The 25,733-nt window shown below is 73.6% G+C and carries 18 protein-coding genes; 9 read left to right on the top strand and 9 right to left on the bottom strand.

The window, feature by feature from the left end:
* Positions 1 to 96 precede the first annotated feature (96 nt).
* On the bottom strand, positions 97 to 1,941 hold the full coding sequence (locus ABGB11_RS25475) for a hypothetical protein (RefSeq protein ID WP_347636564.1): 1,845 nt from the start codon (positions 1,939 to 1,941) through the stop codon (positions 97 to 99).
* 268 nt (positions 1,942 to 2,209) lie between these two features.
* Positions 2,210 to 2,797, bottom strand: a complete 588-nt coding sequence (locus ABGB11_RS25470) for a YbhB/YbcL family Raf kinase inhibitor-like protein (RefSeq protein WP_347636563.1) — start codon at positions 2,795 to 2,797, stop codon at positions 2,210 to 2,212.
* A 393-nt stretch (positions 2,798 to 3,190) separates the two neighbouring features.
* Here ABGB11_RS25470 and ABGB11_RS25465 point away from each other — a divergent pair, with 393 nt between their 5' ends.
* Positions 3,191 to 4,564 carry an NAD(P)/FAD-dependent oxidoreductase gene (locus ABGB11_RS25465; RefSeq protein ID WP_347636562.1) on the top strand — a complete coding sequence of 458 codons (1,374 nt, stop codon included), beginning with the start codon at positions 3,191 to 3,193 and terminating at the stop codon, positions 4,562 to 4,564.
* A gap of 80 nt (positions 4,565 to 4,644) precedes the next feature.
* Positions 4,645 to 7,869: a BTAD domain-containing putative transcriptional regulator gene (locus ABGB11_RS25460; RefSeq protein WP_347636560.1), complete on the top strand. Its 3,225-nt coding sequence runs from the start codon at positions 4,645 to 4,647 to the stop codon at positions 7,867 to 7,869.
* A 31-nt stretch (positions 7,870 to 7,900) separates the two neighbouring features.
* Here the strand turns inward: ABGB11_RS25460 and ABGB11_RS25455 are convergent, their stop codons facing one another.
* Together ABGB11_RS25455 and ABGB11_RS25450 are read right to left on the bottom strand one after the other, a co-directional pair.
* Positions 7,901 to 8,710, bottom strand: a complete 810-nt coding sequence (locus ABGB11_RS25455; RefSeq protein WP_347636559.1) for an ABC transporter permease — start codon at positions 8,708 to 8,710, stop codon at positions 7,901 to 7,903.
* Positions 8,707 to 9,702, bottom strand: coding sequence for an ATP-binding cassette domain-containing protein (locus tag ABGB11_RS25450; protein ID WP_347636557.1), 996 nt, complete (start codon positions 9,700 to 9,702; stop codon positions 8,707 to 8,709). The genes ABGB11_RS25455 and ABGB11_RS25450 overlap by 4 nt, the downstream gene beginning before the upstream one ends.
* 257 nt (positions 9,703 to 9,959) lie before the next feature.
* Here ABGB11_RS25450 and ABGB11_RS25445 point away from each other — a divergent pair, with 257 nt between their 5' ends.
* A complete protein-coding gene (locus tag ABGB11_RS25445) occupies positions 9,960 to 10,520 on the top strand; it encodes a PH domain-containing protein (RefSeq protein WP_347636556.1) in 561 nt (186 codons plus the stop codon).
* Positions 10,517 to 12,010, top strand: a complete 1,494-nt coding sequence (locus ABGB11_RS25440; RefSeq protein ID WP_347636554.1) for a PH domain-containing protein — start codon at positions 10,517 to 10,519, stop codon at positions 12,008 to 12,010. The genes ABGB11_RS25445 and ABGB11_RS25440 overlap by 4 nt, the downstream gene beginning before the upstream one ends.
* Here ABGB11_RS25440 and sepH read toward each other — a convergent pair.
* Positions 11,917 to 13,602 (bottom strand): septation protein SepH, encoded by a 1,686-nt coding sequence (sepH, locus tag ABGB11_RS25435; protein ID WP_347636553.1) that lies wholly within the window; start codon positions 13,600 to 13,602, stop codon positions 11,917 to 11,919. The genes ABGB11_RS25440 and sepH overlap by 94 nt on opposite strands.
* A gap of 511 nt (positions 13,603 to 14,113) precedes the next feature.
* Complete coding sequence (locus tag ABGB11_RS25430) at positions 14,114 to 15,424, bottom strand: D-arabinono-1,4-lactone oxidase (RefSeq protein ID WP_347636552.1); 1,311 nt, start codon at positions 15,422 to 15,424, stop codon at positions 14,114 to 14,116.
* Between the two features lie 142 nt (positions 15,425 to 15,566).
* Here ABGB11_RS25430 and ABGB11_RS25425 point away from each other — a divergent pair, with 142 nt between their 5' ends.
* From ABGB11_RS25425 to ABGB11_RS25415, 3 genes are read left to right on the top strand one after another with little or no spacing between them, the layout of a single operon-like run.
* Complete coding sequence (locus ABGB11_RS25425; RefSeq protein ID WP_347636550.1) at positions 15,567 to 16,844, top strand: lytic transglycosylase domain-containing protein; 1,278 nt, start codon at positions 15,567 to 15,569, stop codon at positions 16,842 to 16,844.
* Between the two features lie 45 nt (positions 16,845 to 16,889).
* Positions 16,890 to 17,798, top strand: a complete 909-nt coding sequence (locus tag ABGB11_RS25420) for a ferrochelatase (RefSeq protein WP_347636549.1) — start codon at positions 16,890 to 16,892, stop codon at positions 17,796 to 17,798.
* Complete coding sequence (locus tag ABGB11_RS25415; RefSeq protein ID WP_347636548.1) at positions 17,795 to 18,604, top strand: inositol monophosphatase family protein; 810 nt, start codon at positions 17,795 to 17,797, stop codon at positions 18,602 to 18,604. The genes ABGB11_RS25420 and ABGB11_RS25415 overlap by 4 nt, the downstream gene beginning before the upstream one ends.
* 118 nt (positions 18,605 to 18,722) lie before the next feature.
* Here ABGB11_RS25415 and ABGB11_RS25410 read toward each other — a convergent pair whose 3' ends face one another.
* Positions 18,723 to 18,899 (bottom strand): hypothetical protein, encoded by a 177-nt coding sequence (locus ABGB11_RS25410; protein ID WP_347636547.1) that lies wholly within the window; start codon positions 18,897 to 18,899, stop codon positions 18,723 to 18,725.
* A 223-nt stretch (positions 18,900 to 19,122) separates the two neighbouring features.
* Between ABGB11_RS25410 and ABGB11_RS25405 the strand changes: the two genes are divergently transcribed.
* Positions 19,123 to 19,776, top strand: a complete 654-nt coding sequence (locus ABGB11_RS25405; protein ID WP_347636546.1) for a response regulator transcription factor — start codon at positions 19,123 to 19,125, stop codon at positions 19,774 to 19,776.
* Positions 19,773 to 21,164: an ATP-binding protein gene (locus ABGB11_RS25400; RefSeq protein WP_347636545.1), complete on the top strand. Its 1,392-nt coding sequence runs from the start codon at positions 19,773 to 19,775 to the stop codon at positions 21,162 to 21,164. Before ABGB11_RS25405 ends, ABGB11_RS25400 begins: the two co-directional genes overlap by 4 nt.
* Positions 21,165 to 21,180: 16 nt before the next feature.
* On the opposite strand, the gene ABGB11_RS25395 is transcribed toward ABGB11_RS25400, so the two are convergent.
* Together ABGB11_RS25395 and ABGB11_RS25390 are read right to left on the bottom strand one after the other, a co-directional pair.
* Positions 21,181 to 23,952 carry an ABC transporter substrate-binding protein gene (locus ABGB11_RS25395; RefSeq protein WP_347636544.1) on the bottom strand — a complete coding sequence of 924 codons (2,772 nt, stop codon included), beginning with the start codon at positions 23,950 to 23,952 and terminating at the stop codon, positions 21,181 to 21,183.
* Positions 23,949 to 25,628, bottom strand: a complete 1,680-nt coding sequence (locus ABGB11_RS25390; protein ID WP_347636543.1) for a serine/threonine-protein kinase — start codon at positions 25,626 to 25,628, stop codon at positions 23,949 to 23,951. Before ABGB11_RS25390 ends, ABGB11_RS25395 begins: the two co-directional genes overlap by 4 nt.
* Positions 25,629 to 25,733: the final 105 nt, after the last annotated feature.

The following is a 25,733-nucleotide window of genomic DNA, read 5'->3' as shown; positions in this document are numbered from 1 at the left end:
CCAGGATTCCTGGTGCTTCACTCCTGGACACGGCCGGCCCGGACGCGCCGAGGGCCGCCGGACGGATCCGGCGGCCCTCGGCCCTGCGCGCGTGCCTCAGCGGCGGTAGTTCTCCCAGTCGTCCCCGGCGGGCTGGCGGGAACCGTACTGGCCGGGCTCGTTCTGCTGCCCGCCCTGCGGGTAGCCGCCCTGCTGCTGCGAGCCGCCGTAGTAGCCGGAGCCGTACGCCTGGGTGGCGTTCGGGTCCTGGTACCCGCCGGAGGCGCCCGGGTCGTGCGGAGCGGCCAGCGGGTCGCCGCCGTTGTAGCTGCTGCCGCTGAAGTCGCCGTAGTTGCCGGCTCCGCCGGAACCGGGGGCGCCGCCCTCCGCCGTCCCGCCGAAGGCGCCGAAGGGCTCCCGGCCGCCGCCCAGGGGGTCGTCGTAGCGCGGCGACTCGCCGTAGGCGGGGGCCGTCGGGTAGCCGTCGCTCTGCTGGCCCTGCCCGTACCCGGACGGCGCGCCGAGCCCGGAGTCGTAGCCGGAGCCGCCTCCGAGCCCGGAGTCGTAGCCGCCGCCCTGGCCGCCGGACGGCGACGGCCACGGGCCGGTGTTCCCGGTGTTGGGCGGGCTCGGCGGGGCGGAGGAGGTCGTCCCGAAGGACCCGGTGCTGAGCGGGTCGCCCAGCGGGTCGTTCAGGGAGTCGCCGCCGTAGGAGCCGCCCGACTCGGCCGGAGCGCCTCCTGCCGACCGCTGCCGGTCGGACTGGATGCGCTGGAGCAGCTCGTCCACGGTCGGGAGTTTGTGCCCGTCGGTGTCGGACCCGCCGCCGGTGCCGCCGAGCGACGCCGCCGGGGCGGCGGGGACCGAGGGCGCCGGAGGGGCGGGAGGAGCGGGCGCCGGGGGAGCGGGCGGGGCGGCCGGCTCCTCGGGACGTCCGAGCGGCAGGCCCAGCGGGTCGGACACCCGCGGGTCGCCGCCGAGCGGGCCGCCGGGGGCGGGCGGGGCGCCCGGCCGGTCGAAGTCGGTACGGCCGCCGGGAGGCGGGCCCGCGGCGGGGCGGCCGCCCAGCGGCTCGGCGCCGTAGTCGCCGTAGGACGGCTCGGGGGAGCCGTATTCGGGGGAGCCGTACTGGTCCTGGCCGCCGTAGGACGGCTCGCCGGGGCCGTAGTCGGCCGCGCCGTAGGCGGGCTGCGGTTCGTGCCCGCCGTACGCCGGCTGGTCGGGGACGCCGTAGGGGGCCTGCGGGCCGCCCGCCACCCCCGACCCGGCGAGGTCGGCCGGGATCGGGTCGAGCGACGTCGCGCCCGGGTCGTTGTTCGGGAAGGCGGGGCCGCCCTGGAACCCGCCGGGGCCCGCGGGCATCTGCTGCGGGCCGGTCCCGGTGCCGAGGCCGTTGAGGACGGTGCCGTCGGCGCCCATCGAGACGGGCTGGGTGAGGTTGGGCGGTTCGGCGGGCGGCTGCTCGGGCGGGGGAGCCTGCGCGTTCAGCGGGTCCGCGGCGGGGTCGGGCTCGGAGCGGTCGCCGTCGTGGTCGTGCTGCCACGGGAACTTGGGCTTGTCGAAGGTGATCGTCGCCCAGTAGTCGTCGTCCTCCATCTCGTCGGACGCGGGGCCCGGCGGCGGGGGCGGCGGAGCCGGGGCGGCGGTGGGGGCGGCGAGCGGACCGCCGCCCGCGACGCGGCGGTCGGGGACGGGCTCGGGCGCGCGGTCGTAGCCGCCGTCGTAGCCCTCGTCATAGCCGTTGTCGTAGCCGTCGTTGTAGCCGGGCCCGTACTCGTCGGGGCCGGCCATCGGCTCCTGCGGCGGGGCTCCGCGGCGGCCGCGCGGCTGCTTCTGCGGCTCGTCGTCCATCCAGTCGTCGTCGTCGCGTCCCGCCCTGCTGGCCCGCAGGCCGAGGGCCACGAGGACGACCACGAGGACCACGACCACAATGAGGCCGAAGACCACGATGTAAGAAGTCATGCCACCACCCAATGCCTAGGCCCGGCGAGAGTTGCCGGCGCGGACCGCGGGTCCGTCCCGATTGTCGCCAGCGTCCGGAATGTCATGGGCTTCCGCCGTCCCGGCGTCCCCCGATTCTCTCCGACCGCTATGACCGTTGTCACACCCTTCGCGCACATTTACCCTCACACGGCGCGTACCGATCGGCCAACTTCGCCGACCCGCACACCCCTGTCAGCTTCAGCCCCCCGAGGGGTCCGCCCTGACCCTGTGCTCACAGGCTCCACGGTCAACGCGCCTGCTCGCCGCCGAAGTTCCCGGTGATCCGTCCGCGTCCCACCGTGTGCTCGGCGATGGCGGGGAGCGAGTCCTTCAGTTCGGCGCCGTTCCGGAACGGTGCCGGCTCGTCCAGCGCGTAGATGGTGAACCGGTACCGATGCCGTTCTCCCTTGGGCGGGCACGGCGGCACGTAGCCCGCCTTCTCGTTGCCAGTGGTCAACCCTTCGACGGTCCTGTCAAGCCTGGCACCCTCGACGATCTCGTTCACCGTTCCGTCGATGCCCGCGATCACCCAGTGGACGCGCGCGCCGCCGGAGGCGTCCGGGTCGTCCATGACGATCGCGATCGACTTGGTCCCGGCCGGCGCCGACCAACGGAGCGGCGGGGTCTTGCCATCCTGCCCGCCAGAGTACGTCCTGCAGCCGTATCGCGGGGGCAAGTCGCCGCCATCGCGGAAGACCGGGCTGGTCACGGTGAACCATTCCGACAGTTCGGCGCTCTTGTTCTGCGGCTGGCCGATCAGCCCGCAGCCGCCCACGGTCCCGGCGAGCGCGAGGGCGCCCGCCGCGGCCAGCATCGGACGCCTGTCTCTGCTCATCATCGATACGCTCCGCTCCCGGGCGAGATCGTACGCCGCGCGGCGCCGGACCGCCGCCATCCGGCCGCCGCCCTGACCGCGCGTCCCGCCGCCGGCGCCCCCTTCCTCGTCCGCCCCAACGATAGGCCTTCCGCGGGGGTGGAACGGGCCGTTCACCCGGCTCCGGGCGACGGCGGCGCGAGCCGGGTCCTGTGACCTTCGTCATGCGTGTTTTGTCCCGATCCATCCGAAAATTTAGGAAGGAGTGGCGGGTTTCACATCCGATCGCGCCCCGGGCTTTGCCAGAACGGGAAGTTCTGCGGTTCTTCCATGGTTATTCATTGGTGCCGGGCACGTTCCATCAGGTAGCTTGTGAATGTCTTCACAAGCCGACCGTGACATTGGAGGGCCGCAATGGCCAGGACCGCCGAGGGAACCCCTGGCGCTCCCCACATCCTCATCGTGGGTGGCGGCTATGTGGGCATGTACACCGCCCTGCGCCTGCAGAAGAAGCTGAAGCGCGAGCTCAGGCGGGGCGAGGTCAAGGTCACCGTCGTGGACCCGAACTCGTACATGACGTACCAGCCGTTCCTTCCCGAGGCCGCCGCCGGGAACATCTCCCCGCGGCACGTCGTCGTCCCGCTGCGCCGGGTGCTGCCGAAGTGCACCGTCCGCAAGGCGCGCGTCACCGAGCTGAACCACGACGAGCGATGGGCCATCGTGCAGCCGCTGGCGGGGCCCCCTGAGCGGATCTCCTACGACTACCTGGTCATGGCGGCCGGCGCGGTGCCGCGGCTGCTGCCCATCCCCGGGCTCGCCGAGAACGGCATCAGCCTGAAGACCGTCGGCGAGGCCATCCACCTGCGCAACCACGTCCTGGAGCAGCTGGAGATCGCCGAGTCGACCGACGACGTGGAGCTGCGCCGCAAGGCGCTGACCTTCGTGTTCGTCGGCGGCGGGTTTGCCGGCGTGGAGGCGGTCGCCGAGCTGGAGGACATGACCCGCGACGCGACGAGGTACATGCGCAAGGTCACCCCGCAGGACCTGCGGTTCGTCCTGGTCGAGGCCACGGACCGGATCCTGCCGGAGGTCGGCCCCGAGATGGGCAGGTGGACCGCCGAGCAGCTGCGCGGCCGCGGCATCGCCGTGAAGATGAAGACCTACCTCCAGTCGGCCGTGGACGGGCAGATCGAGCTGTCGGACGGAAGCAGCTTCCCGGCCGGGACGCTGGTCTGGAACGCCGGCGTCAAGCCGTCCCCGGTCGTCCGGCACGGCGACCTGCCGCTGGACGAGCGCGGCCGGGTGAAGGGCACCGAGTACCTCACCGTCGAGGGCCTCGTCCGGGCGTTCACCGCCGGCGACAACGCCGCGATCCCGGACCTCACCCAGGACGGGATGTACTGCCCGCCTAACGCCCAGCACGCCGTCCGGCAGGCCAAGCTCCTCGGCGACAACATCGTCCGGTCGCTGCGCGGCAAGACGCTCAAGCCGTACGTGCACGGCAACCTCGGCACGGTCGCCGGCCTCGGCCTGCACAAGGGCGTGGCGAACCCCCTCGGCATCAAGCTCAAGGGCTGGCCCGCGTGGTTCTTCCACCGCAGCTACCACGGCGCGATGGTCCCGACGTTCAACCGGAAGATCCGCGTCATCGCGGACTGGACGCTCGCGCTGTTCCTCAAGCGCGAGACCATCTCGCTCGCCACCATCGAGCAGCCCCGGGCCGACTTCGAGCTCGCGGCCCTCGACGAGAGCAAGACCAAGGCCAAGACCACCGGGTCCGCGGCCTGACCCCTCCATCCGGCGCCCCGGCGGTCTCGACCGCCGGGGCGCCGCCCGTTCTGGGGGAGAATCTGGGGGAGAATCGGTCCGTGCGGATCGGCATCCTGGGCCCTCTCGACGTGCGCGCCGACGACGGCGCGCCCATCGCGGTCGGGGGCGCCCGGCTGCGGGCGCTGCTGACGCTGCTCGCCCTCGACCCGGACACGGCCGTTCCGGCGGAGCGGATCATCGACGCGCTCTGGGAGGACGCCGTCCCGCGGGGCGCGCCGAACGCGCTCCAGTCCCTGGTGTCGCGGCTGCGGGCCGCCATCGGGCGGGACGCCGTCGAGGCGGGGCCCGGCGCGTACCGGCTCGTCCTGCCGGCCGGGTCCGTCGACGCGCACGACTTCGAGGCGCGGGTCCGGGCGGCGCGGGCGGCCGCCGAGCCGGGGGAGCGGTCGGCCGCCCTCCGCGAAGCGCTCGCGCTCTGGCGCGGCCCGGCGCTCGCCGACGCCGCCGGGCTGCGGTTCGCGGACGCGCCCGCCGCCCGGCTGGAGGCGCTGCGCCGCACCGCGCTCGAGGACCGGCTGGACGCGGACCTCGCGCTCGGCCGCCACGCCGAACTGGTCCCCGAGTTGCAGGCGCTCGCCGCCGCCGACCCGCTCCGCGAACCCGTGGCCGCCCTGCTGGTGCGGGCCCTCTACGCGTCCGGGCAGCAGGCCGAGGCGCTGGCCCGGTACCGGGACGCCAGGCGGGCGCTCGGCGAGGAACTCGGCGTCGACCCGTCGCCCGAACTGGAGGCCGTCCACCTCGCGGTCCTGCGCCAGGACCCGTCCCTCCTGCCGGACGCCGCACCGCCCCCGAGCAGGCCCAGAGGCAACCTCAAGGCCCGGCTGACCAGCTTCATCGGCCGCGACGCCGACCTCGGCCGGGTGGGCGATCTGCTGGCGCGCAGCCGGCTGGTCACGCTGACCGGGCCCGGCGGCGCGGGCAAGAGCCGGCTGTCGGTCGAGTCGGCGGAACGGGTCGCCGGGCGGATGCCCGACGGCGCCTGGCTGGTCGAGCTGGCACCGGTCAGCGACCCGGCCGAGGTCCCCGCCGCCGTCCTCACCGCGCTCGGGCTCCGCGAGCCGGCGACGATCGCCGCCGTCCCGCCGGCCCCGGCGCCCGACCCGGCGGACCGGCTCGTGACGGCGCTGTCGGGCCGGCGGCTGCTGCTGCTCCTGGACAACTGCGAGCACCTGCTGGACGCGGCGGCCCGCCTCGCCGAGGAGGTCCTGGAGAACTGCCCGGGCGTCCGGATCCTCGCGACCAGCCGGGAACCGCTCGGCATCACCGGGGAGACGCTCCGCCCCGTCGAGCCGCTGGAGCCGCCGCCCGCGGACGCGGGCCCGGAGGAGGCGCTGTTCTCCCCGGCCGTCCGGCTGTTCGCCGACCGCGCGGCGGCCGTGTCGCCCGGGTTCGCGGTCACCCCCGACAACGCCGGGTGGATCGTCCGGATCTGCCGCGCCCTCGACGGGATGCCGCTCGCGATCGAGCTGGCCGCCGCCCGGCTCCGCGCGATGACGCCGGCGCAGCTCGCCGTCCGGCTGGACGACAGGTTCCGGCTCCTCAACGCGGGCAGCCGCACCGCTCTGCCCCGCCACAAGACGCTCCGGGCCGTCGTGGAGTGGAGCTGGGACCTCCTGGACGAGCCCGAGCGGACGCTCTGGCGCCGTCTCGCCGTGTTCCCCGGCGGCGCCACCGTGCAGAGCGCCGAGTCGGTGTGCGCGGCCCTGGGGCTGGACGGCGCCGACGTCCTCGACCTCCTCACCGCCCTCGTCGACAAGTCGCTCCTGACGGTCGGGGGCACCGACGGCGAACCCCGCTACCGGATGCTGGAGACGATCCGCGCCTACGGCCTCGAACGCCTCGCCGGCTCGGGGGAGGAGACCGCGACCCGGCGGGCGCACGCCGCGTACTTCGTCGGGCTGGCGGAGGAGGCGGAGCCGCACCTGTACCGGGGCGACCAGCTGACCTGGCTGCGGCGCCTCACCGCGGAGGGCGACAACATCTCCGCCGCGCTGCGCTGGGCGATCTCCACCGGGGACGCGCCGCTGGCGATGCGGTTCTGCGCCGCGCTCGGCTGGTACTGGTTCCTGCACGGCCGGCTCGTCGAGGGCGCCGACAGCCTCCAGGACGTCATGGCCCTGCCCGGCGTCCCCGACGACCAGATCACCGCCCGCGCCCTCGCGCTCGGCGCGCTCACCGCGCTGGACAACCAGCACGGCGGCGACCAGATCGCCTCATGGCTCGCCCGCGCGGAGGCGATCTGCGCGGCGCAGGACCGCGCGGCGCTGCATCCGGTGCTGCGGATCATGGCGGAGACCATCCAGATGTACACCGTCGGCTGGGAGGCCCCCTCGTCGGGCATCGCGGCCCTGCTGGACGACCCCGACCCGTGGGTGCGCGGCCTCGCCTCCTTCGTCCACGGCCAGGTCGCCCACAACTTCGGCAGGATCGACGAGATCGAGGACGCCTTCGACAAGGCGCTCGCCGCGTTCCGCGAGTCCGGCGACCGCTGGGGCCTGTCGTTCACGCTGACCGCGCAGGCCGAGATCCTCGGCCGTCGCGGCGACCATCGCGGCTCCGTCGCCCTGTACGAGGAGGCGCTGCGGCTGAACGCCGAGCTCGGCGGCGGCACCGCCGGGCTCCTGCACGTCCGCATGAAGCTGGCGAACGGGCTGGACCTCCTGGGCGAGCGCGACCGGGCCGAGGCGCTGCTGCGCGACGCCATGGGGGAACCGACCGGTGTCGGCGGGCCGGAGGAGAAGGCCGCCCTGCACTACCAGCTGGGCGAGTTCGCCCGCCGTTCCGGCGACACGGCCGAGGCCCTGCGCCGCTTCTCGCAGGCGGACGAGCTCACCGAGGACCTTCCCGGCCCGCCACAGTTCCGTGCCATGGTGCTGTGCGGGCGCGCCCAGGTCGATCTGGCGCTCGGCGCGCTGGACGCCGCCGCCGCGCGCCTGGACGAGGCCCTGCGCGGAGCGGTCGAGGCGCGGGACTACCCGATCATCTCCCACGTCCTGGCCGGCCACGCCGAGCAGGCCCGCGTCCAGGGCGACCCGGAACGCGCCGCCGAACTCCTCGGCACCGCCGACGCCCTGCGCGGCGCCCGCGACCTCTCCCTGGCCGACGCCCTGGCCATCGAGCAGGCCACCCGAACCGACCTGGGCGAGGCGGCCTTCGAGACCGCCTACACCCGAGGCCGAACCCGCACGTTCGCCGACCTCCTCGATGACTTCGCCCTACCCCCCAGAACCCCCCGCCACAGGCAAGGATCGCCCGGCTCGTGACGGGGGTTCCAGGGGGTCGCCCCCTGGGAGTTCACGCTCGCTTCTTGAAGGCCGCCAGGGAGAGGGGGGCGAAGACCAGGGAGATGCCGACGCCCCAGGCGAGGGCGACCCAGGCGTGTTCGAGGACGGGGCCGCCGACGAGCAGGCCGCGCATGGCCTCGACCAGCTTCGTCACCGGGCTGTTGTCCATGACGAACGCGACCGGGCCGGGGATGCCGTCGGTGTTCGGGATGAACGCGGTGCTGAGGAAGCTCAGCGGGAAGATCACCACGAATCCGAAGATCTGCACCTTCTCCGGCTCGTTCACCTTCATCGCGATGTAGACCGACGTCCAGGAGAACAGGATGGCGAAGGTCAGCAGGAGCACGAACGCGGTGAACAGGGCCAGCACGTTCGTACCGAGGCGGAACCCGATCGCGAACCCGACCAGCAGCAGGATCGCCATCGACCACGCCTGCTTGGCGGTGTCGGCGATGATCCGCCCGGCGAGCGGGGCGCTGCGGGCGATGGGGAGGCTGCGGAACCGGTCGAACACGCCCTTGGTGATGTCGGTGTTCAGCCCGAATCCGGTGCTCATCCCGGCGAACAGGGCGTTCTGCGCGATGATGCCGGGGATGACGACCGGCAGGTACGCCTCGACGCTGCCCGCCATCGCGGGACCGAACACGTAGGCGAACAGCAGCACGAACATGATGGGCTGGATGGAGAGGTCCAGCAGCTCCATCGGGTTGTGCTTGATCTGCACGAGGTTGCGCCACGCCAGGGTGGCCGTGTTGCGCACGGCCGTGCCGGGGGCGATCCGCTTGGACAGGTCCTGCGGCGCGAATGTCGCGGTGGTCATGCGGACGCTCCTTCCTTGCGCGCGGCCTGCTTCTCCAGCTCGCCGGCCTCGGCGTCGATGTCGTCGGTGTGGTGGCCGGTGAGGGCGAAGAACACCTCGTCCAGGCTGGACTTGCGCAGCGAGAGCTCGCCGACGGTGACGCCGGCGTCGTCGAGCCGGCGCACCACGGCCGGCATCAGCTGCGGGTCGGTGATGGGCACGCTGACCAGCTCGTCGCGGATCTCCGGGACGGCGTCCGCCAGCTCGCCGACGATCTTCGCGACGGTCTGCACGTCCGCCGCGGCGACCGGGCGGACCTCCAGCACCTGCCCACCGACCTGCGCCTTCAGCACGTCGGACGTGCCGTGCGCGATGGCCTGGCCGCGGTCGATGACGATGATGTCGTCGGCCAGCTGGTCGGCCTCCTCCAGGTACTGCGTGGTGAGCAGCACGGTGACGCCGTCGTCGGTCAGGCCGCGCACGATGTCCCACAGGCCGTTGCGGCTGCGCGGGTCAAGGCCGGTGGTCGGCTCGTCCAGGAAGAGGATCTGCGGCTGCCCGACCAGGCTCGCGGCCAGGTCGAGGCGGCGCCGCATCCCGCCCGAGTACGTCTTGGCGGCGCGTTCGGCGGCCTCGGTGAGCTCGAACCGCTCCAGGAGCTCGGCGGCCCGCGCCTTGGACGCCCGGCGCGAGATGCCGAGCAGCCGCCCGATCAGGACGAGGTTCTCGGTGCCGGTGAGCATCTCGTCGACGCCGGCGTACTGGCCGGTCAGCCCGATGAGCTGCCGCACCTTGTGCGCGTCCTTCACGACGTCGTACCCGCCGACCCGGGCGGAGCCGGCGGTGGGCTCGATCAGCGTGGCGAGGATCCGGGTCATGGTCGTCTTGCCCGCCCCGTTCGGGCCGAGGACGCCGAGGACCGTTCCGGCCTCCGCGGTGAGGGAGACGCCGGCCAGGGCCTGGGTCTCACCGAACCGCTTCTCCAGACCCTCGGCCTGGATCGCGTAGGTCATGTGATCTCCTAGGGTGTCGTCGCCGGACGTCTGCGTCCCGTTCGGAGGGGACCTGCCAAAATATGCGGTGTCCGGGTGGTGCGCATCCAGTTTTGCCGCCGCCTCTGGCACATCGCTGTCAGCGGCATGAGACGCGCTTCCAACCTCGCATGCGCCACTGACAAAACGACGACGCGACCGCGATCGTGCCGCCCGTTCCGAGATCTCCGCTCCGCCGGGGCGACGGGAAAGGGGCCCCGGCGTTCTAGACTCGCGGTGTGACGTCGGTGCGGCACGGTCGCCAGGCGGACGGCGGGGGCCCGCATCCGCCGCGTCTACGGCCGCCCGCACACCGCGTCTCGCCCCGCGCCATCGCCCACTGGGCGATCGAGTACCTCCTCCTGTGGGGCCTGGCGTTCGGCCTCGCCCTGGGCGTGGCCGCCTGGGCGGGGGACTCCGACTGGGACGCGCTGCCGGGGTGGCTGACGGGCCGTGTCGGCTGGCTGCCCTACGCCGTCGGCATCGCCGGGCTGCTCATGGTGACCGCCGCGCCGGTGTGGCGCTACCGCGTCCACCGCTGGGAGGTCAGCGCCGACGTCGTCTACACCCGGACTGGCTGGTTCAGCCGCGAATGGCTGCTGGTGCCCGTCGGGCGCATCCAGACCGTCGACAGCAAGCAGGGCTGGATCGAGCGGATCCTGGGCCTCGCCACCATCGAGGTCAACACGGCCTCCCACACCGGCTCCTCGGAGGTCTCCGGCCTGCCCGTGGACGTGGCGACGCGCCTCGCCGAAGACCTCGCGCACCGCGCGCACGACCTCCGCGACGACGCCACGTGAGCGCACGCCTGCATCCGCTCACGTTCGTCGTCGGGGCGGTCCGCGAACTCATCGCCCTCCTGGCCGCCGGTACCACGGGCCTCCTGGTGGGCGGGATGTCCACGGCGTTCTACTTCACGCTGGCGGGCCTGGCCTTCGGGCTCCTCTTCCACGTCGCCAACTGGGTGACGTTCACCTACGTCCTGTACGACGACCGGATCGAACTGCGGCGTGCCCTGATCGGGCGGTCGGTGAAGAGCATCCCGCGCGACCGGATCCGGGGCGTGGACATCAGCACATCCCTGCCGCACCGCCTGCTCGGCCTGGCGGTCGTCCACATCGACGCGGGGGCGGACGGTGGCGAGGGGGAGCTGAACGCCGTCTCGCGCCAGGAGGCCGAACGGCTCCGCGGCGTGCTGCTCACCCGCGACGCCCCGGTCCCGCCCCGGCGCGTCCTGGCCCGCATGCGGCGCCGCTGGTACGTGTACGCCCCGCTGAGCGGCGCCTACCTGTTCACGCCCTTCGCGCTGGCGGGCAGCCTCCTCGGCACCGTCTACAACCTCGGCGACGACCTCGGCCTCATCACGCGGGAGCGCGTGGAGCGCGTCGGCCACGACGTGGTCGGCCTGCCCACGGCGCTCGTTCTCGCGCTGGTCATCCTGACCCTCATCGCCATGCCGGTCATGTCGGTGATCGTCTTCACCCTGTTCAACTGGGACTTCACCGTCCGCGAGCGGGACGGCTCGCTCGTCGCCGAACGCGGCCTGGCCACCCGCCGCAGCGTCTCCCTCGAACGCCGCCGGCTGCGCGGCGTCGAGTTCGCCGACAACCCGTTCGAGCGCGTGGCGGGCGTGACCCGCCTCGGCGCCCTCATCACCGGGCTCGGGGACGCGGCGCACCGGGGGCGCCTGCTGCCGGCCGCGCCCCGGGAGGTCGCCGAGTCCCTGGCCGCCCGCGTCGTCGGCGCCGTCCCCGGGCCGCTGGTCGCGCATCCCCGCGCCGCCCGGGGCCGCCGGGTCGTGCGCGCCGTGGCACCGCCGGCGGGCGTCGCGGTGCTGGCCCTCCTGGCCGGGCAGCCGTGGGTCGCCTACCTGTGCGCCGCCGCGGCCGTGCCGGCCGTCCCCCTCGGGCTGGACCGCTACCGCCAGCTCGGCCACGCCACCGACGGCGAGCGCCTCACGGTCCGCTCGGGGTCGCTGCGCCGCCGCCAGGTGGTCGTCGAGCACTCCGCCGTCATCGGCTGGCGGATCCGCCGCACCCTCTTCCAGCGCAGGCTGGGGCTGGCCACCCTCTTCGCCGCCGTGGGCGCCGGCGACGGCGGCTACTCCGCGACGGACATGTCCGAGACGGACGCCGTCGCCCTGGCCGCCGCCATCACCCCCGACTGGCTGGTCCCGTTCCTTGACGAGCCCCCCGGTCATTCAGGCCGGCGGGCACCGAACATGATCTCGTCCCAGGAGGGGACGGAGGCGCGCTTGCCCTTGGACTTGCGCCGCCGTGCCGGGCGCTGAGGCGCCGCCGGCTCGGCGGCGGCCGCGGCGGCGGGGGAGCCGGTCGCCGGCTTGTCCTGCGCCGCGGGCATCGTGGGACGGCCCGCCGGCTTCTTCTTCGCGGGCGGGCGCGGCGACTGCCGGCGCTGGGGCGCCGGCTGGGCGCTCTCCGCGGACCGCCGCGCGTCCCGGCCGGGCTCGCGGGGCTCGGAGCGGGATTCGTCCGGGGCGGGCGCGGCCTCCGGCTCGCCGCCGGACTCGGGCTCCGCCTCGGGCTCCGCGGCCGGTGCCGCGGGCTCTTCGTGGACGGCCGCGGGCTTCTCGATCACGTCCTCCGCACGCGGCCGCTCGGCGTCGCCGGAGGCGGCCGGCTCGGCGTGGACGGCCTCGTCCTGCTCGCGGGCCTCGTGCGCGGCGCTCGCCTCGGCCGGCTCCTCGTCCCGTTCTGCGGACGGAGCGGCCTCGGCGCCGGCCGCGGCGGCCGGGCGGGTCTCGGCGGACGGCGCCTTCTCCGCGGGCTCTTCCGGCTCCTCGGGTGCCGTGCTCGCGTGGTCGCCGCCGTCCGCCCGGGGTGCTTCTTCGGGGGCGGCGGGCTCGGTGGCGGCGGCGTCCGCGTCGCCGGTGTCCTCGGCGGTTTCCGCCGGGCGCGCCGCGGAGACGGGGGAGGCTTCGCGGGGCTCCTCGGCGACGTCCTCGGGCGGTTCCGCGTCCGCGCCGCGCCGGGACGTCTCGCCGGCGCCGGGCGCTTCGACCGGCCGGGGGGCCTCGCTGGGCCGGGGCGCTTCGACCGGACGGGCGGCCTCGCGCAGGGGGGCGCTCTCGGACGTCTCGCGGAAGGCGGCGCGGGGGTCGGCCGCCCGGCCGTGGTCGAGGACGTACTCGGGGGGCTCGGCGGCCCGCAGGGGCCCGGGGGCGCCGGGCTGCTCCGGCTCGGCGGGCAGGCCGCGAGCGGTCAGGTCACGGTCGCTGGAGACGACCTTCATCGCGGGGCGGCGCGGGACGAGCGGGGTGACGGTGTCGGAGAGCGTCTCGTCGTCCCACTCGACGGAGGTGAGGCGGGCGGCGATCTCGTCCAGCGGGGTGACGTGCCGGCGGCGCGGGTCGAACGTCCACTCGGCGGCGTGCGGGCGGCCGCTCTCGAAGAACGACAGCCGGACGCGCCAGGTGCTGTCCTCGCACTTCCAGGAGTCCCACTCGGCCTCCTCCAGGTCGACGCCGCCGCGGCCGAGGCGCTCCTCGACGGTCTCGCCGAGCGGCGGGCCGGGTGCGGTCTCGCCCGGGCGGCGGACGGCGACGCGCTGCGCCTGCTGGGCCATGTACTCGCGTTCCTGCAGGACCGGACCCTCGAACCAGCGGACGCGTTCGACCGGGATGCCCGCCGACTCGGCGATCTCCTCCGCGGTCTCCCCGGACCGGATGCGTGCCTGGATCTCCTTGGGGCGCAAGGGACTCTCCACTTCGATCTCGAACTGGCCGAGGCGGGAGAAGTGCCCACGGACGGCTGCGCGGAGCCGGTCGTCGACGGGCAGGGTGAACCGGGTGCCTCGGCCCGCGGTGGCCAGGACGAGGTACGTTCCGTCCTCGCTGACCGCGACGAGGCGCAGCTCCTGCATGCGTGTCCTTCCTGCCCTGTTCTGATGGCACGGAGGACGCCGGACCGCGCGACCGTGCTCTCACCGGTCGGCCGTCCGATGCCCACCGAGGGCGCATGCGTGCCCTTCCCCCGGGTTCCCGAGTCTCTCTTTCGGACACACCTGCTGCCAGCACCGTACCCGGCATGTCCGAACATCGCCGCTCTCGAAGCCCTCTTCACGAGGTCGAAGAGGGCACTGCCCAAGCTTGCCGGTGTCGCGACCGGCGGGGGGTCGCCCTGCCGGATTCTTGTGCATCCTTTTCCACACCGTGCCCGGCGGGCCGGGACGATGCCGCCCGTCTTGACGTTGCGAGTGTCACGTCTTGGGCGGGAACACCCGGATCCTCCGAACGCGACGCGCTTCGACCCGCCGCCCGACGGTGACCCGAACGCCGCGGGCCTCGACCCCGGCGGCGACCCGAACGCCACGCGGGGGCTGACCGTGACGAAGCAGACGACCCCGGCGGGGTGACCCGGTCGGCGCGCCCCCGTCAGTCGCCGAAGACCTGCCTCGCGTAGGGGTTGGCGAAGCGGCGGTCGGGATCCAGCTCGTCCCGCAGGGCGCGGAAGTCGCCGAACCTCGGGTACACCTTCTCCAGGTAGGCGGCGTCGCGGGTGTGGAGCTTGCCCCAGTGGGGACGGCCGCCGTGCGCGGTGAGGAGTTCCTCGATGCCGCCGAAGTAGTCCTCGTGCGGGTCGCGGTGGAAGACGTGCACGGCGATGAAGGCGCTCCGCCGTCCGTGGGCCATCGAGAGCCAGGCGTCCTCGGCGGGGAGCAGCCGGACCTCGATGGGGAAACTGATCCGCCAGTCCCGCTCGGCGAACAGCGAACGGAGCTCGCGCAGCGCGGGGACGAGTTCCTCGCGCGGGATCGCGTACTCCTGCTCCTTGAAGCGGACCGTCCGGGGGCTTGTGAAGACCTTGTAGGACGTGTCGCTGTACGTGCGCGCTCCGAGCGCCTTGGCGGAGATGCCGTTCACGAAGGGTGTCGTGGCGGGCGCCAGGTGCGTGAGCTGGTTGATGGCTCCGAACACCGTGTTCGACAGGAACTGGTCGTCCAGCCAGTACTTGGCCTTGGACAGCGGCTTGGCGGGGCCTTCGACGCGGTTGTTGCGCTTGGTCAGGCAGCCCTCGGTGTGCGGGAACCAGTAGAACTCGAAGTGCTCGTTGGCCTCGTCGAACTCGTCGATGCGGGAGAGGACCTCGTCCCACTTCATCGGCGCCTCCTGCGCCCGCAGGAGGAAGGCCGGGACGGTCTGCCAGGTGATGGCGGTGACGATGCCGAGGGCGCCGAGACCGGCGCGGGCCGCGTCGAACAGGTCGGGACGCTCCTCCCGCGAGCAGGTGACGGTCGTGCCGTCGGCGAGGACGAGTTCGAGGGCGGCGACCTGGGAGACGAGGCCCGCGGCGTCGCGGCCGGTGCCGTGCGTGGCGGTCTGCAGCGCGCCCGCGACGGTCTGCTCCTGGATGTCGCCCATGTTGGCCAGCGCGAGGCCGTGCTCGTCCAGGACGCGGTTGAGCGCGTGCAGGGGGAGCCCCGCCTCGACGGTGACCAGGCCGCTCGCGGTGTCGACCGAGCGGACGGCGGTGAGGGCGGTCGGCCGGAGCAGGACGCCCTCGGCGACGGCCGCGCCGGTGAAGGAGTGTCCTGTGCCGGTCATGCGGACCGTGAGGCCGTCGCCGGCGGCCGACCGGACCTCCGCGGCGACCTCGCCGGCGGTGCGGGGCGTGGCGACGCGGCGCGGCGCGGCCTGCTGGTTTCCGGCCCAGTTCCGCCACTTCTCATGGGTCACGGGGGACATGCGGCGACTCTACTCAGATATCGATTATGAGGAAAGTTCATGTTTGTTCCGAGTGCCCTTCGAGGGCAGATCGGGCGATAACGTACGATCCGGTAACCGCCCGCAGGGGAACCGTCCGTGGCGACACGCGTTGGGATCAGTTGTGGCTCCTCCTTCAGCACCGCGCACCGGCGCGGCCGGCGGTGGTGAGGCGACCGCCGAACGTCCGCCGGGACCGCGGCCGGGGAAGAAGAAACCGCGTCCCGAGAAGAAGAAGCGCGCTCCGCGGGGGACCGCCGCGCGGCCGGCGCCGCGGCGGGGCGGCCGAGGGCTGCCGTTCCTCATCGGCACCATCGCGGTCCTCGCCGTCGCCAGCACGTCCGGCGGCGTCTACGCGGCGCTGACCACCGAGACGACGGCGGAGGCGTCCGGCCCCGCGCGGCGGACCGCGCCGAACGTGCCGCCGGGCGACCCGGTCAACGTGGCCACCGGCGGGCAGGTCGCTCCGCTGCGCCGCGTGGTGCCGCCCGACGTGCTCGCCGTCGGCACCGGCTCGATCCCCGCCGCCAAGATCAAGCGGATCGCCGAGCTGGGACGGGTCAAGGACGTGATGGCGGTCGCGGGCGGTGCCGTCCAGCTCCAGGGCCGCCAGGTCAACGCGTTCGCCGTGGACCCGTCGGCGTACCGGTCCTGGACGCCGCCGGGGACGGCGAAGAAGACCGAGCTGTGGGGCGCGCTGGCCGGGAACCGGTTCGTGGTGTCGCCGGCCGCCGCCGAGCAGCTCCAGCTCACCAGGGGCTACGAGTACCCGGTCGTGGGCCGGACGATGCCGAGGCTGACGATGGGCGGCTCCGGCCCGCTCGGCCTGCCCGGCATCGACATGCTCGTCAGCGAGAAGACCGGCCGGGAGATGGGGCTCGTCCCGAACGTGGCGGTCCTCGTCAACGCGCCCGGGGTGAGCCCGGCCAAGGTCGTCCAGGCCGTCACCAAGGTCCTCGGAGCCGGGACGAGCGTGCTGAACCTCCACGAGAGCAAGTACCGGACGCCGTCGGCCGACGGCGGCGCGAGCAGCTACCTCGACCTGTACAAGCAGGCGGCCACCAGCTGCCCCGGCCTGTCCTGGACGGTCCTGGCCGCGATCGGCCAGGTCGAGAGCGACCACGGCCGCAACGCCGGACGCTCCAGCGCCGGAGCGCTCGGCCCGATGCAGTTCATGCCCGCGACGTGGAAGGCGTACGGGGTGGACGGCGACAGGGACGGCAAGGCCGACATCATGAACCCCTACGACGCCATCCCGGGCGCCGCCAAGTACCTGTGCGCGAACGGTGCGGGAAGGGGCGGCAAACAGCTCTACAACGCCGTGTGGCACTACAACCACGCCCACTGGTACGTCCAGAAGGTGCTCAACCTCGCCAAGGCGTACGCGGCCCGCTACGAGTGACCGCCCCTGGCAGGGGCATCGGACACGGGCTGGTTGGATGGACGTATGACGTCCTACGACGCGTTGCTTCTGCTGTCCTTCGGGGGGCCGGAGGGGCCCGAGGACGTGATCCCGTTCCTGGAGAACGTCACCCGCGGCCGCAACATCCCCAGAGAGCGCCTGGAAAAGGTGGGCGAGCACTACTACCTGTTCGGCGGGGTCAGCCCGATCAACGGGCTGTGCCGCGACCTGAAGGCCGCGATCGAGGCCGACTTCGCGGCCCACGGTGTGGATCTGCCCGTGTACTGGGGCAACCGGAACTGGACCCCGTACCTCGCCGACACCGTCCGGCGGATGAAGGAGGACGGGATCCGGCGGGCGGCGGCGTTCGTCACGTCCGCCTACAGCGGTTTCTCCACGAACGACCAGTACCTCGACGACATCGCGCGGGCGCGCGAGGAGGTCCCGGACGCGCCGGAGATCGACAAGCTGCCCGTGTACTGCGACCGGCCCGGCTTCGTCGACCCCTTCGTGGACGCGGCGAAGGACGCCCTGCGCCGCCTCCCGCAGGACGCGCGGCTGGTCTTCACCGCGCACAGCGTTCCCCTGGCCCAGCCCAACCGGGAACACTACGAAGCCGAACTGCACACGGTCGCGCGGACGGTCGCCGAGGCGGCGGCCCCCGGCGGTCAGTGGGACCTCGTCTACCAGAGCCGGAGCGGGCCGCCGAGCCAGCCGTGGCTGGAGCCGCAGATCACCGACCATCTGGAGAAACTGCACGGCGAGGGCGTCCGCGCCGTCGCGGTCGTGCCGATCGGCTTCGTCTCCGACCACATGGAGGTCAAGTACGACCTCGACGTCGAGGCCGCGGGACGGGCCGCCGAGCTCGGGCTCGCGTTCGCCCGCGCCGCGACGCCCGGGACCGATCCGCGCTTCGCCCGGCTGCCCCGCCTCCTGCTGGAGGAGCGCCGATGAGCCTCGCCGGCGAACTGCTGGAACTGGCCGCCGCCACGGCCCGCGAGGCCGGCCGGATGCTGGTCGACAAGCGCCCGGCGGACGGCCCGGACGTCGTGCAGACCAAGTCGTCCCCGACCGACGTGGTCACCCAGATGGACCGTGCCGCCGAGCAGCTGATCGTCGAGCGGATCCGGGCCGTCCGCCCCGACGACGCGTTCCTCGGCGAGGAGGGCGGCACCCGCGCCGGGGACAGCGGCGTCCGCTGGATCGTCGACCCCATCGACGGGACCGTGAACTACCTCTACGACCTGCCCGACTGGGCGGTCAGCATCGCCGCCGAGGTGGACGGCGCCGTCGTCGCCGGCGCCGTCGAGATCCCGCGACGCGGCGAGGCGTACACGGCCGTGCGCGGCGGCGGCGCCCTCCAGCACACCGCGTCCGGCACCCGCGAGCTCCGCGTGAACGCGCACGTGCCGCTGGGCAGGGCCCTGGTGTCCACGGGCTTCGGCTACGAGGCCGGACGGCGCGCCCGGCAGGCGGAGGTGCTCACCGGGGTGCTGCCGAACATCCGCGACATCCGCCGGGGCGGCTCCTGCTGCGTGGACCTGTGCTCCCTCGCGGCGGGGCGGGCCGACGCCTACTACGAGCGCGGCGTCAACGTGTGGGACATCGCGGCGGGCGGGCTGATCGTCCAGGAGGCCGGCGGACGCGTCGAGGGGCTGCACGGAGCGGCCCCCGGGCCGGAGCTGACCATCGCCGCCGGGCCCGGCACGTTCGAGGCCCTGCACGCCCTCCTGGCCCCGCTCGACCCGACCCGGGACTAGCGGCCCGGGCCTGGAAGGGACGCGGACGCGCGGGACGGGGACGGACGCGCGGAAACGGGGAGCCCGGGCCGGATGGTCCCGGGCTCCCCGTTCGGGTCGCGCCTCGCGTTTCGGCGGTTCAGTCGCAGCGGGGTGGTTCGACGCCGATGTCGTTGTTCGCTGCGATCCGGCGCAGGTCGTCGATCTCCTCCTGGCGGATGCCCGCCATGTAGGTGTCTCCGTCCGCGTGGGCGCTCCGCAGCGACGCGTACGCGTCATCGAGCCGCTGCTGGATCATGCGTGACAACTCGCCCATGGGCCTCCTCCCGGATCGTGCCCATGTCTACCCAGGCCTAGGCTGAAGGTAAACCTGCGCACCGATGCAAGTTTCGCGGATTCTTGCGTCCGCTACCAGACGGTGTGGAGTACAAGAAGCGGAACACCTGCTTACGGGCGTCTTACGACTCCCATGGCATATGTGAAGCAGGCATGTTCCGACAGACCCGGGGCCCGTCGCGCCCCGGCCAGGAGGGGGACCCGTGCGTGTTCTAGTCGTCGAGGACGAGCGCGTGCTCGCCGACGCCATCGCCACCGGCCTGCGCAGGGAGACGCTGGCCGTGGACGTGGCCTATGACGGCGCGGGCGCGCTGGAGCGGGCCGGTGTCAACGAGTACGACGTGATCGTGCTCGACCGCGACCTGCCCAAGGTCCACGGCGACGACGTCTGCAAGCAGCTCGTCGCCCAGCGCTACCCCGCGCGGATCATCATGCTGACCGCGGCGGGCGAGCTGGACGACCGTGTCGAAGGGCTGTCCATCGGCGCCGACGACTACCTGGCCAAGCCGTTCGCGTTCGCCGAGCTGATCGCCCGGGTGCGCGCCCTCGGCCGGCGCGCCGCGGCGCCGCTGCCGCCCGTCCTGGAGCGCTCCGGGATCACGCTCGACCCGGCCCGCCGGGAGGTCGCGCGGGACGGCCGCCCGGTCGAGCTGACCCGCAAGGAGTTCGCGGTCCTGGAGGTGCTGCTCAGCGCGGACGGCGCCGTCGTCAGCTCCGAGCACCTCCTGGAGAAGGCCTGGGACGAGCACATCGACCCCTTCACCAACGTCGTGCGGGTCACGATGATGACGCTGCGCAAGAAGCTCGGCGACCCCCCGGTGATCGAGACCGTGCCCGGAGTGGGATACCGACTGTGACCGACGAACCAGCACCCCGGAACCGGCCGGACGAGAACGGCGGCGCGCCCCCGGAACAGGGCTCCGCCACCCGCACGGACGCCTGGCGGGAGAACGGCGCGCAGGCGCCGGGGCCGGCCGCCGTCCCCGGCGCGGAGCCCGCGAACGGCGACGCCGGCGGCGCGCGGCGCGGCGGCCGGTGGCGCCGCCCCGGCCCGCAGCAGGTCCCGCAGCCCCACCCGGCGGCGGGCATGTGGCGCGGCGAGGCCGGCGGGCCGTTCCCGCAGCTAAACGTGGTGCCCGCCAGGATGAGCGTGCGGCTGCGCCTCACCCTCCTCTACGGGCTGCTGTTCTTCATGGCCGGGGCGCTGCTGCTCTTCGTGATGTCGGTCCTGATGGCCAACATCCTCGGCAACGTCAAGGTGATCGGCTTCGGGATCTCCGACGCGGAGGCGGCCGAACTCCAGCGCCAGTTCGTCGAGCAGACGATGAAGCAGCTCGTCGGGCGGTCGCTGCTCGCGCTCGGCGGGGTGGGGGTGATCACGCTGGTGCTCGGCTGGTTCGTCGCCGACCGCGCCCTCAGCCCCTTGCAGCGGGTCACCACCACCGCGCGCCGCCTGTCGGAAAGCACCCTGCACGAGCGGATCGCGCTGGAGGGCCCCGAGGACGAGATCAAGGAGCTGGCCGACACCTTCGACGCGATGCTGGAGCGGCTCGGGCAGGCGTTCGACTCGCAGCGCCGGTTCGTCGCGAACGCCTCGCACGAGCTGCGCACCCCCCTCGCGATCAACCGGACCCTGCTGGAGGTGGCGCTCGGCGATCCCGAGGTGTCGGACGACCTGCGCGCCGTCGGCCGGACGCTGCTGGCGACCAACGCCCGGCACGAGCGGCTCATCGAGGGACTGCTGCTGCTGGCCCGCAGCGAGCGGGAGCTGACCGCCCGCACGCCCGTCGACCTCGCGGAGGTGGCGGCGACCGTGCTGGAGCACTCCGCCCGCCGCGAGCACGACAACGACGTCGCCGTGCACCCGGAGCTGACGTCCGGGGCGGCGCTCGGCGACCCGGTGCTCCTGGAGCACCTGGTGTCCAACCTCGTCGAGAACGCCGTCAAGCACAACCGGGAGGACGGCGGCGAGCTGTGGATCCGCACCGGCATGCTGGAGGGGTACGCCACCGTCCAGGTCGAGAACACCGGTCCCGTCGTGCCCGCCTACGAGGTGGAGCGGCTGTTCGAGCCGTTCCGGCGGCTGAACGCCGACCGCGTCGAGTCGTCCAAGGGCGCGGGCCTCGGGCTGTCGATCGTCCGCTCGGTCGTCCTGGCGCACCGCGGCGCGGTGTACGCGGCGCCCCGTCCCGGCGGCGGGCTGATCGTCACCGTCCGGCTGCCGCCGGCGGCCCCCGCCGTCTGAGGGGCCGCGCGGGCGGCTACTTGAGCGCGGCGGTCGCCACGGTCGGGTCGCCGTCGTAGTCCAGCGCCAGCTTCACGTACTTGTCCTGCCGGAGGACGGCGACGCGCCCGTCGTTGACGAGAGGGATCAGCGCCATGTCGTCCAGCGCGACCTTTTCGGCCTGCTTGAACAGCTCGGTGCGGTTCTGGGCCGGACCGGTCCTGAGCGCGGTGGAGATCAGGCTGTCGAAGCGCTCGTTCTTGTACTTGCCGAGGTTGTAGTAGGCGTTGCCGCTGGTCGCGACGAGGTCGCCGCCCAGCAGCGGCCAGAGCATCGTGTAGGCGCCCGCGTAGTCGGGGCCGTAGGCCAGGAAGGCCAGCCCGGACGCGTCCCTGGCGGTGACCGCCTCGTGGTACTTCGTGAACTCGGCGACCGGATACGGCTTCATCTCGACCCGCAGGCCGAGCACCGACCGCAGCGACTGGCCGACGACCTCGGCCAGCCGCTTGTCGACGGCCGATTCCCGGAAGTAGATCGGGACGGTGTCGCCCGGCTTCAGCCCCGCCTGGGAGGCGAGCGTCTTCGCCCGATCCGGGTCGTACTTGTCGCAGGACGGGCAGGCACCGGGCTTGCCGAACCCCGGGACGGGCGTCGGGACGATGCCGTGGGCGGGCTTGGAGAAGCCGCCGAGCACCTGGCTGAGCTTGCCGCGGTCGATGGCGTAGGAGACGGCCTCCCGCGCCTCCTTCGACTTCATCGGGCCCTTGGCCGTGAGCGGGACGAGCATCCTGGTGAACGGCAGGGGACGGGAGATCACCCCGGTGTCCGGGACCGTGGACAGCTGCTCGGTGCCGATCGTGTACCAGTCGACCTCGCGCACCGAGTAGGCCGCACGTCCCCTGACGGGGTCGGTGCCGAGCATGATGGTGACGCGGTCCAGCTTGGTCTTGCCGAACGCCCACGTGGTGTTGCGGACGAGCGTGACGCGCGACTGCTTCCGGTACTCCTCCAGCCGGAACGGCCCGTTGCCGATCGGGCGCTCGTTGTACGCGGAGTTGTCGGGCTTCCCCGCCACCTGCGGAGCGGGCATGAAGGGCGGCTCGGACAGCCGTGCCCCGAAGTCGCAGTTGGGATCGCTCAGCTTGACCGCCAGCGCGGTGTCCGACACCACCTTGACCCCGGACAGCTCCCCGCTCCCCGCGGACGAGACGGAGGAGAACCCCTCGATGTCGTTCAGCATGTACGCGCCGGGCCCGTTCTTCTCCGCCGCGCTGCGCGCCCAGCCGCGGGCGAACGCCTGCGCGTCGACGGCCTCGCCGTTGGTGAACGTCGTCCCGTCCTTGATGGTGATCGTCCACTGCCGGCACTCGGCGTCCGGCTGGATCGACGTGGCGAGGCGGTTGCGGGCGACGCCGTCGGCGCCGACCTCGGTGAGGCCGGTGAACAGCTGCTTGGTGAGGAACTTCTCGGTGCCGTTGTAGGCGTGCGCCGGGTCGATCTCGCCCTTGAGCGTCGTCGGCGACGACATCGAGATCGGCAGCGTCCCGCCGGTCCGCCCGGTCGCCGGCGAAGGGTCCTCGCGTTCTCCGCGGAGCTGGACGTAGGCCATGCCGGCGGCGAGCACCAGCACGGCGAGCGCGGCGCCGCCCGCGCTGGCGAGGACGGTGATGCCGCGCCGCCCGCCCGATCCGGACGGCTTGGCGGCGCCGCCGGGATGCCCGAGGTGCCCGGCCGCCGGCCACGTGCTCGGCGCGTTCCCGTTGGGCGGCGGGGCGGGGGAGGGCCACATCGGACCCTGCAGGGGCGGCGTCTGCGGTCCGGGCACCGGAGGCTGTGGCCCGGGGGCCGGTGACTGTGGCCCGGGAACCGGTGGCTGCGCGAAGGGCGGCGGCGTCTGGACGCGCAGCTGCACGGACTCGGTGGCGGCCGTCTGGGCGCCCTGCGTGAGCATGAGCGCGTCCGCGCCGCCCTGCGGGGCGCCCGGCTGCGGCAGGCTCCCCGCCAGCTCCAGCAGGTGCGCGAGGACCTGCTGGGACGCCGGACGCAGCGCCGGGTCCTTGCTGAGGCAGTCCGCCACGATGCGGCGCAGCGGGTCCTGGAGGTCGCCGAGGTCGGGCGGCAAGTTGAGGATGCGGTGCATGACCGCGGGGATCGAGTCCTGACCGAACGCCGGGCGCGCCGTGGCCGCGTAGACCATCGTCGCGGCCCACGCGAACACGTCGGCGGGCGGGCCGACCCGCGCGCCGGAGATCTGCTCGGGCGCCATGTAGGCGGGCGTGCCGATGGCCGTGCTCGACATCGTCCCGGTGGCGTCCAGCGCCCGCGCGATGCCGAAGTCGATCACCCGCGGGCCGTCCGGCGCGAGCAGCACGTTCGCGGGCTTGAAGTCGCGGTGCACGACGCCCGCCTGGTGGATGGCGGCGAGCGCGGTCATCGTCCCGATCGCCAGCCGGTCCAGGTCGGCGCCGCGCCGCGGCCCCTCCGCCGTGAGCACCTCCGACAGCGCCGGCCCGTCGATGTACTCGCTGACGATGTAGGGGCGGTCCCCCTCGACGTCGGAGTCCAGGACGCGGGCCGTGCAGAACGCCGACACCCGCTTGGCGACCGCGACCTCGGCCGCGAACCGGGACCGAGCCTTCGGGTCGCCGCTGAAGCGCGCGTGCAGCAGCTTCACGGCGACCCGGTGACCCGGCTCGTCCTCCCCGAGGTAGACGGCGCCCTGGCCGCCCTCCCCGAGGAGGCCGGTCAGCCGGTAGGAGCCGAGCTGCGAGGGGTCACCCGGGCGGAGCGGGGCGACCTCCGCCGTCACTTGCTCACGGTCCCGTAGGCGTCAGGGCCGGGGGAGGACTGGCGCTGCCGCCACTCCCACCGCATCGAGGTGGAGCCGGACGGGATGAAGGTGATGTAGCCGGAGGCGCACTCCTTCGGGTCCATCCCCGCCATCGGGGTCTCGCGGTACTCGACCTTCCCGCCGTCGCCGTCGTCGGAGAGGAGGGACAGCATGGTGTAGCAGTCGTCGTGCCCGCCCGACGGGTAGGTGTACCGGGCCGTGCCGCTGGTGTAGAGCAGCCTGAAGCGCACCTTGAAGGTGGTGTGCCCGGACGAGGCGCCCGGCTGGCTGCCGTTGCCGTCCCACGCGCCGAGCAGCCCGCCGGTCGAGCTGGACGTCGGCCTGTCGCTCGGGGTGTAGGTGTTCGTCGGCGGCGTGTACGTCGTCACGGGCGGGTCGTCTTCGCTGTTGGCGCCGATGATGACCAGCACCACGACGACCAGGATCACGAGGAGCGCCAGCGCGCCGCAGCCGATCGCGATGATCGGGCCGGCGGAGCTGGACTGCTTCGGCGGCCCGTACCCCGGCCCCGGTGGGATGGGCTGCTGCATCTGCATCGGTGGTCCCGACGGCGGCGACGGCGGCATCGGCGCGCCCTGGTACATCGGCATGGGCGGCGGCGTGATCGGCTGCGGCGGCGGGGTGTTCGGAGCGCCCATGTTGCCGCCCGGGCCACCCTGGTGCAGCGGCATCGGCGGCGGGGTGATCGGCTGCTGCTGCGGCTGAGGCCGCGGCGCGGGCGGCACCGGGGGCGGCGGCGGAAGCTGTGAGGCGATCCGGGTGCCCTGGTTGAGCAGGTCCTCCTGGCCGGCGCCCTGCCCGGCCGGGGCGGCGCCGACGTGGCCGAGAAGGTTCAGCAGCAGCTGCGGCGCGGGCGGGCGCAGCCCCGCGTCCTTGGACAGGCAGCGCCCGATCAGGTCGCGCAGCGGGCCCGGCGGCAGCGCCGACAGGTCGGGGTCCTCGTTGAGGATCCGGTTGATGATGACCGGCAGCGTGTCGGCCTCGAACGGCGACTGTCCGGTCGCGGCGAAGACCATCGTCGCGGCCCAGGCGAAGATGTCGACGGCCGGGGTGAGCGGCGCGCCGGTGAGCTGCTCGGGCGCCAGGTAGCCGGGCGTGCCCACCACCATGCCGGTCGCGGTGACGGCGCTCTCCTGCGAGTTCACCGTCCGGGCGATGCCGAAGTCGACGACGCGCGGGCCGTCGGAGGCCAGCATGACGTTGTTCGGCTTGAAGTCGCGGTGCACGATCCCGGCCTCGTGGATGGCCGCGAGCGCGGTCACCGTGCCGATCGCGAGCCGTTCGAGCTCCGCGGCGCCGCGCGGCCCGTCGTGCGCGACGACGTCGTGCAGTGACGGGCCGTCGATGAACTCGCTGACGACGTACGGCTGGTCACCGTGGACGTCGGCCTCCAGCACGCGCGCCGTGCAGAAGGGCTCGACCTTCTGCGCCGCCGCCACCTCCCGGGTGAAGCGGGCCCGCGCGGCGGGATCGTTGGCCATCTGCGCGTGCAGCAGCTTGACCGCGACGTACTGCCCTCCGGGCGCCTTGCCCAGGAAGACGGCGCCCTGGCCGCCGGCGCCCAGGCGTCCGACGACCTCGTACTGTCCGAGTGCCCTAGGATCGCCCGGCTCCAGCGGAGCGGCATCCGGCATCTGACCCTCCAGTGACCCGCAGTGATGTCCGCGACATTGTGCGCCGGACCCGTCTCCGGAGTTCCGTGCCGGCGATTCGCCGGGCCGGGCCCCCGCCGGGGGTCC

The sequence above is a fragment of the Actinomadura sp. B10D3 genome, from assembly GCF_039871695.1.
Taxonomy (GTDB): Bacteria; Actinomycetota; Actinomycetes; order Streptosporangiales; family Streptosporangiaceae; genus Spirillospora; species Spirillospora madurae.
The sequence above is the reverse complement of the archived record's forward strand: the minus strand, read 5'-3'. Positions and strand labels throughout refer to the sequence as shown.

Bases quoted from the DNA above. Each gene is read 5' to 3' on its own strand.
- ABGB11_RS25475 (WP_347636564.1), bottom strand. From the start codon at position 1,941: ATGACTTCTTACATCGTGGTCTTCGGCCTCATTGTGGTCGTGGTCCTC.
- ABGB11_RS25470 (WP_347636563.1), bottom strand. From the start codon at position 2,797: ATGAGCAGAGACAGGCGTCCGATGCTGGCCGCGGCGGGCGCCCTCGCG.
- ABGB11_RS25465 (WP_347636562.1), top strand. From the start codon at position 3,191: ATGGCCAGGACCGCCGAGGGAACCCCTGGCGCTCCCCACATCCTCATC.
- ABGB11_RS25455 (WP_347636559.1), bottom strand. From the start codon at position 8,710: ATGACCACCGCGACATTCGCGCCGCAGGACCTGTCCAAGCGGATCGCC.
- ABGB11_RS25450 (WP_347636557.1), bottom strand. From the start codon at position 9,702: ATGACCTACGCGATCCAGGCCGAGGGTCTGGAGAAGCGGTTCGGTGAG.
- sepH (WP_347636553.1), bottom strand. From the start codon at position 13,602: ATGCAGGAGCTGCGCCTCGTCGCGGTCAGCGAGGACGGAACGTACCTC.
- ABGB11_RS25430 (WP_347636552.1), bottom strand. From the start codon at position 15,424: ATGTCCCCCGTGACCCATGAGAAGTGGCGGAACTGGGCCGGAAACCAG.
- ABGB11_RS25420 (WP_347636549.1), top strand. From the start codon at position 16,890: ATGACGTCCTACGACGCGTTGCTTCTGCTGTCCTTCGGGGGGCCGGAG.
- ABGB11_RS25415 (WP_347636548.1), top strand. From the start codon at position 17,795: ATGAGCCTCGCCGGCGAACTGCTGGAACTGGCCGCCGCCACGGCCCGC.
- ABGB11_RS25410 (WP_347636547.1), bottom strand. From the start codon at position 18,899: ATGGGCGAGTTGTCACGCATGATCCAGCAGCGGCTCGATGACGCGTAC.
- ABGB11_RS25390 (WP_347636543.1), bottom strand. From the start codon at position 25,628: ATGCCGGATGCCGCTCCGCTGGAGCCGGGCGATCCTAGGGCACTCGGA.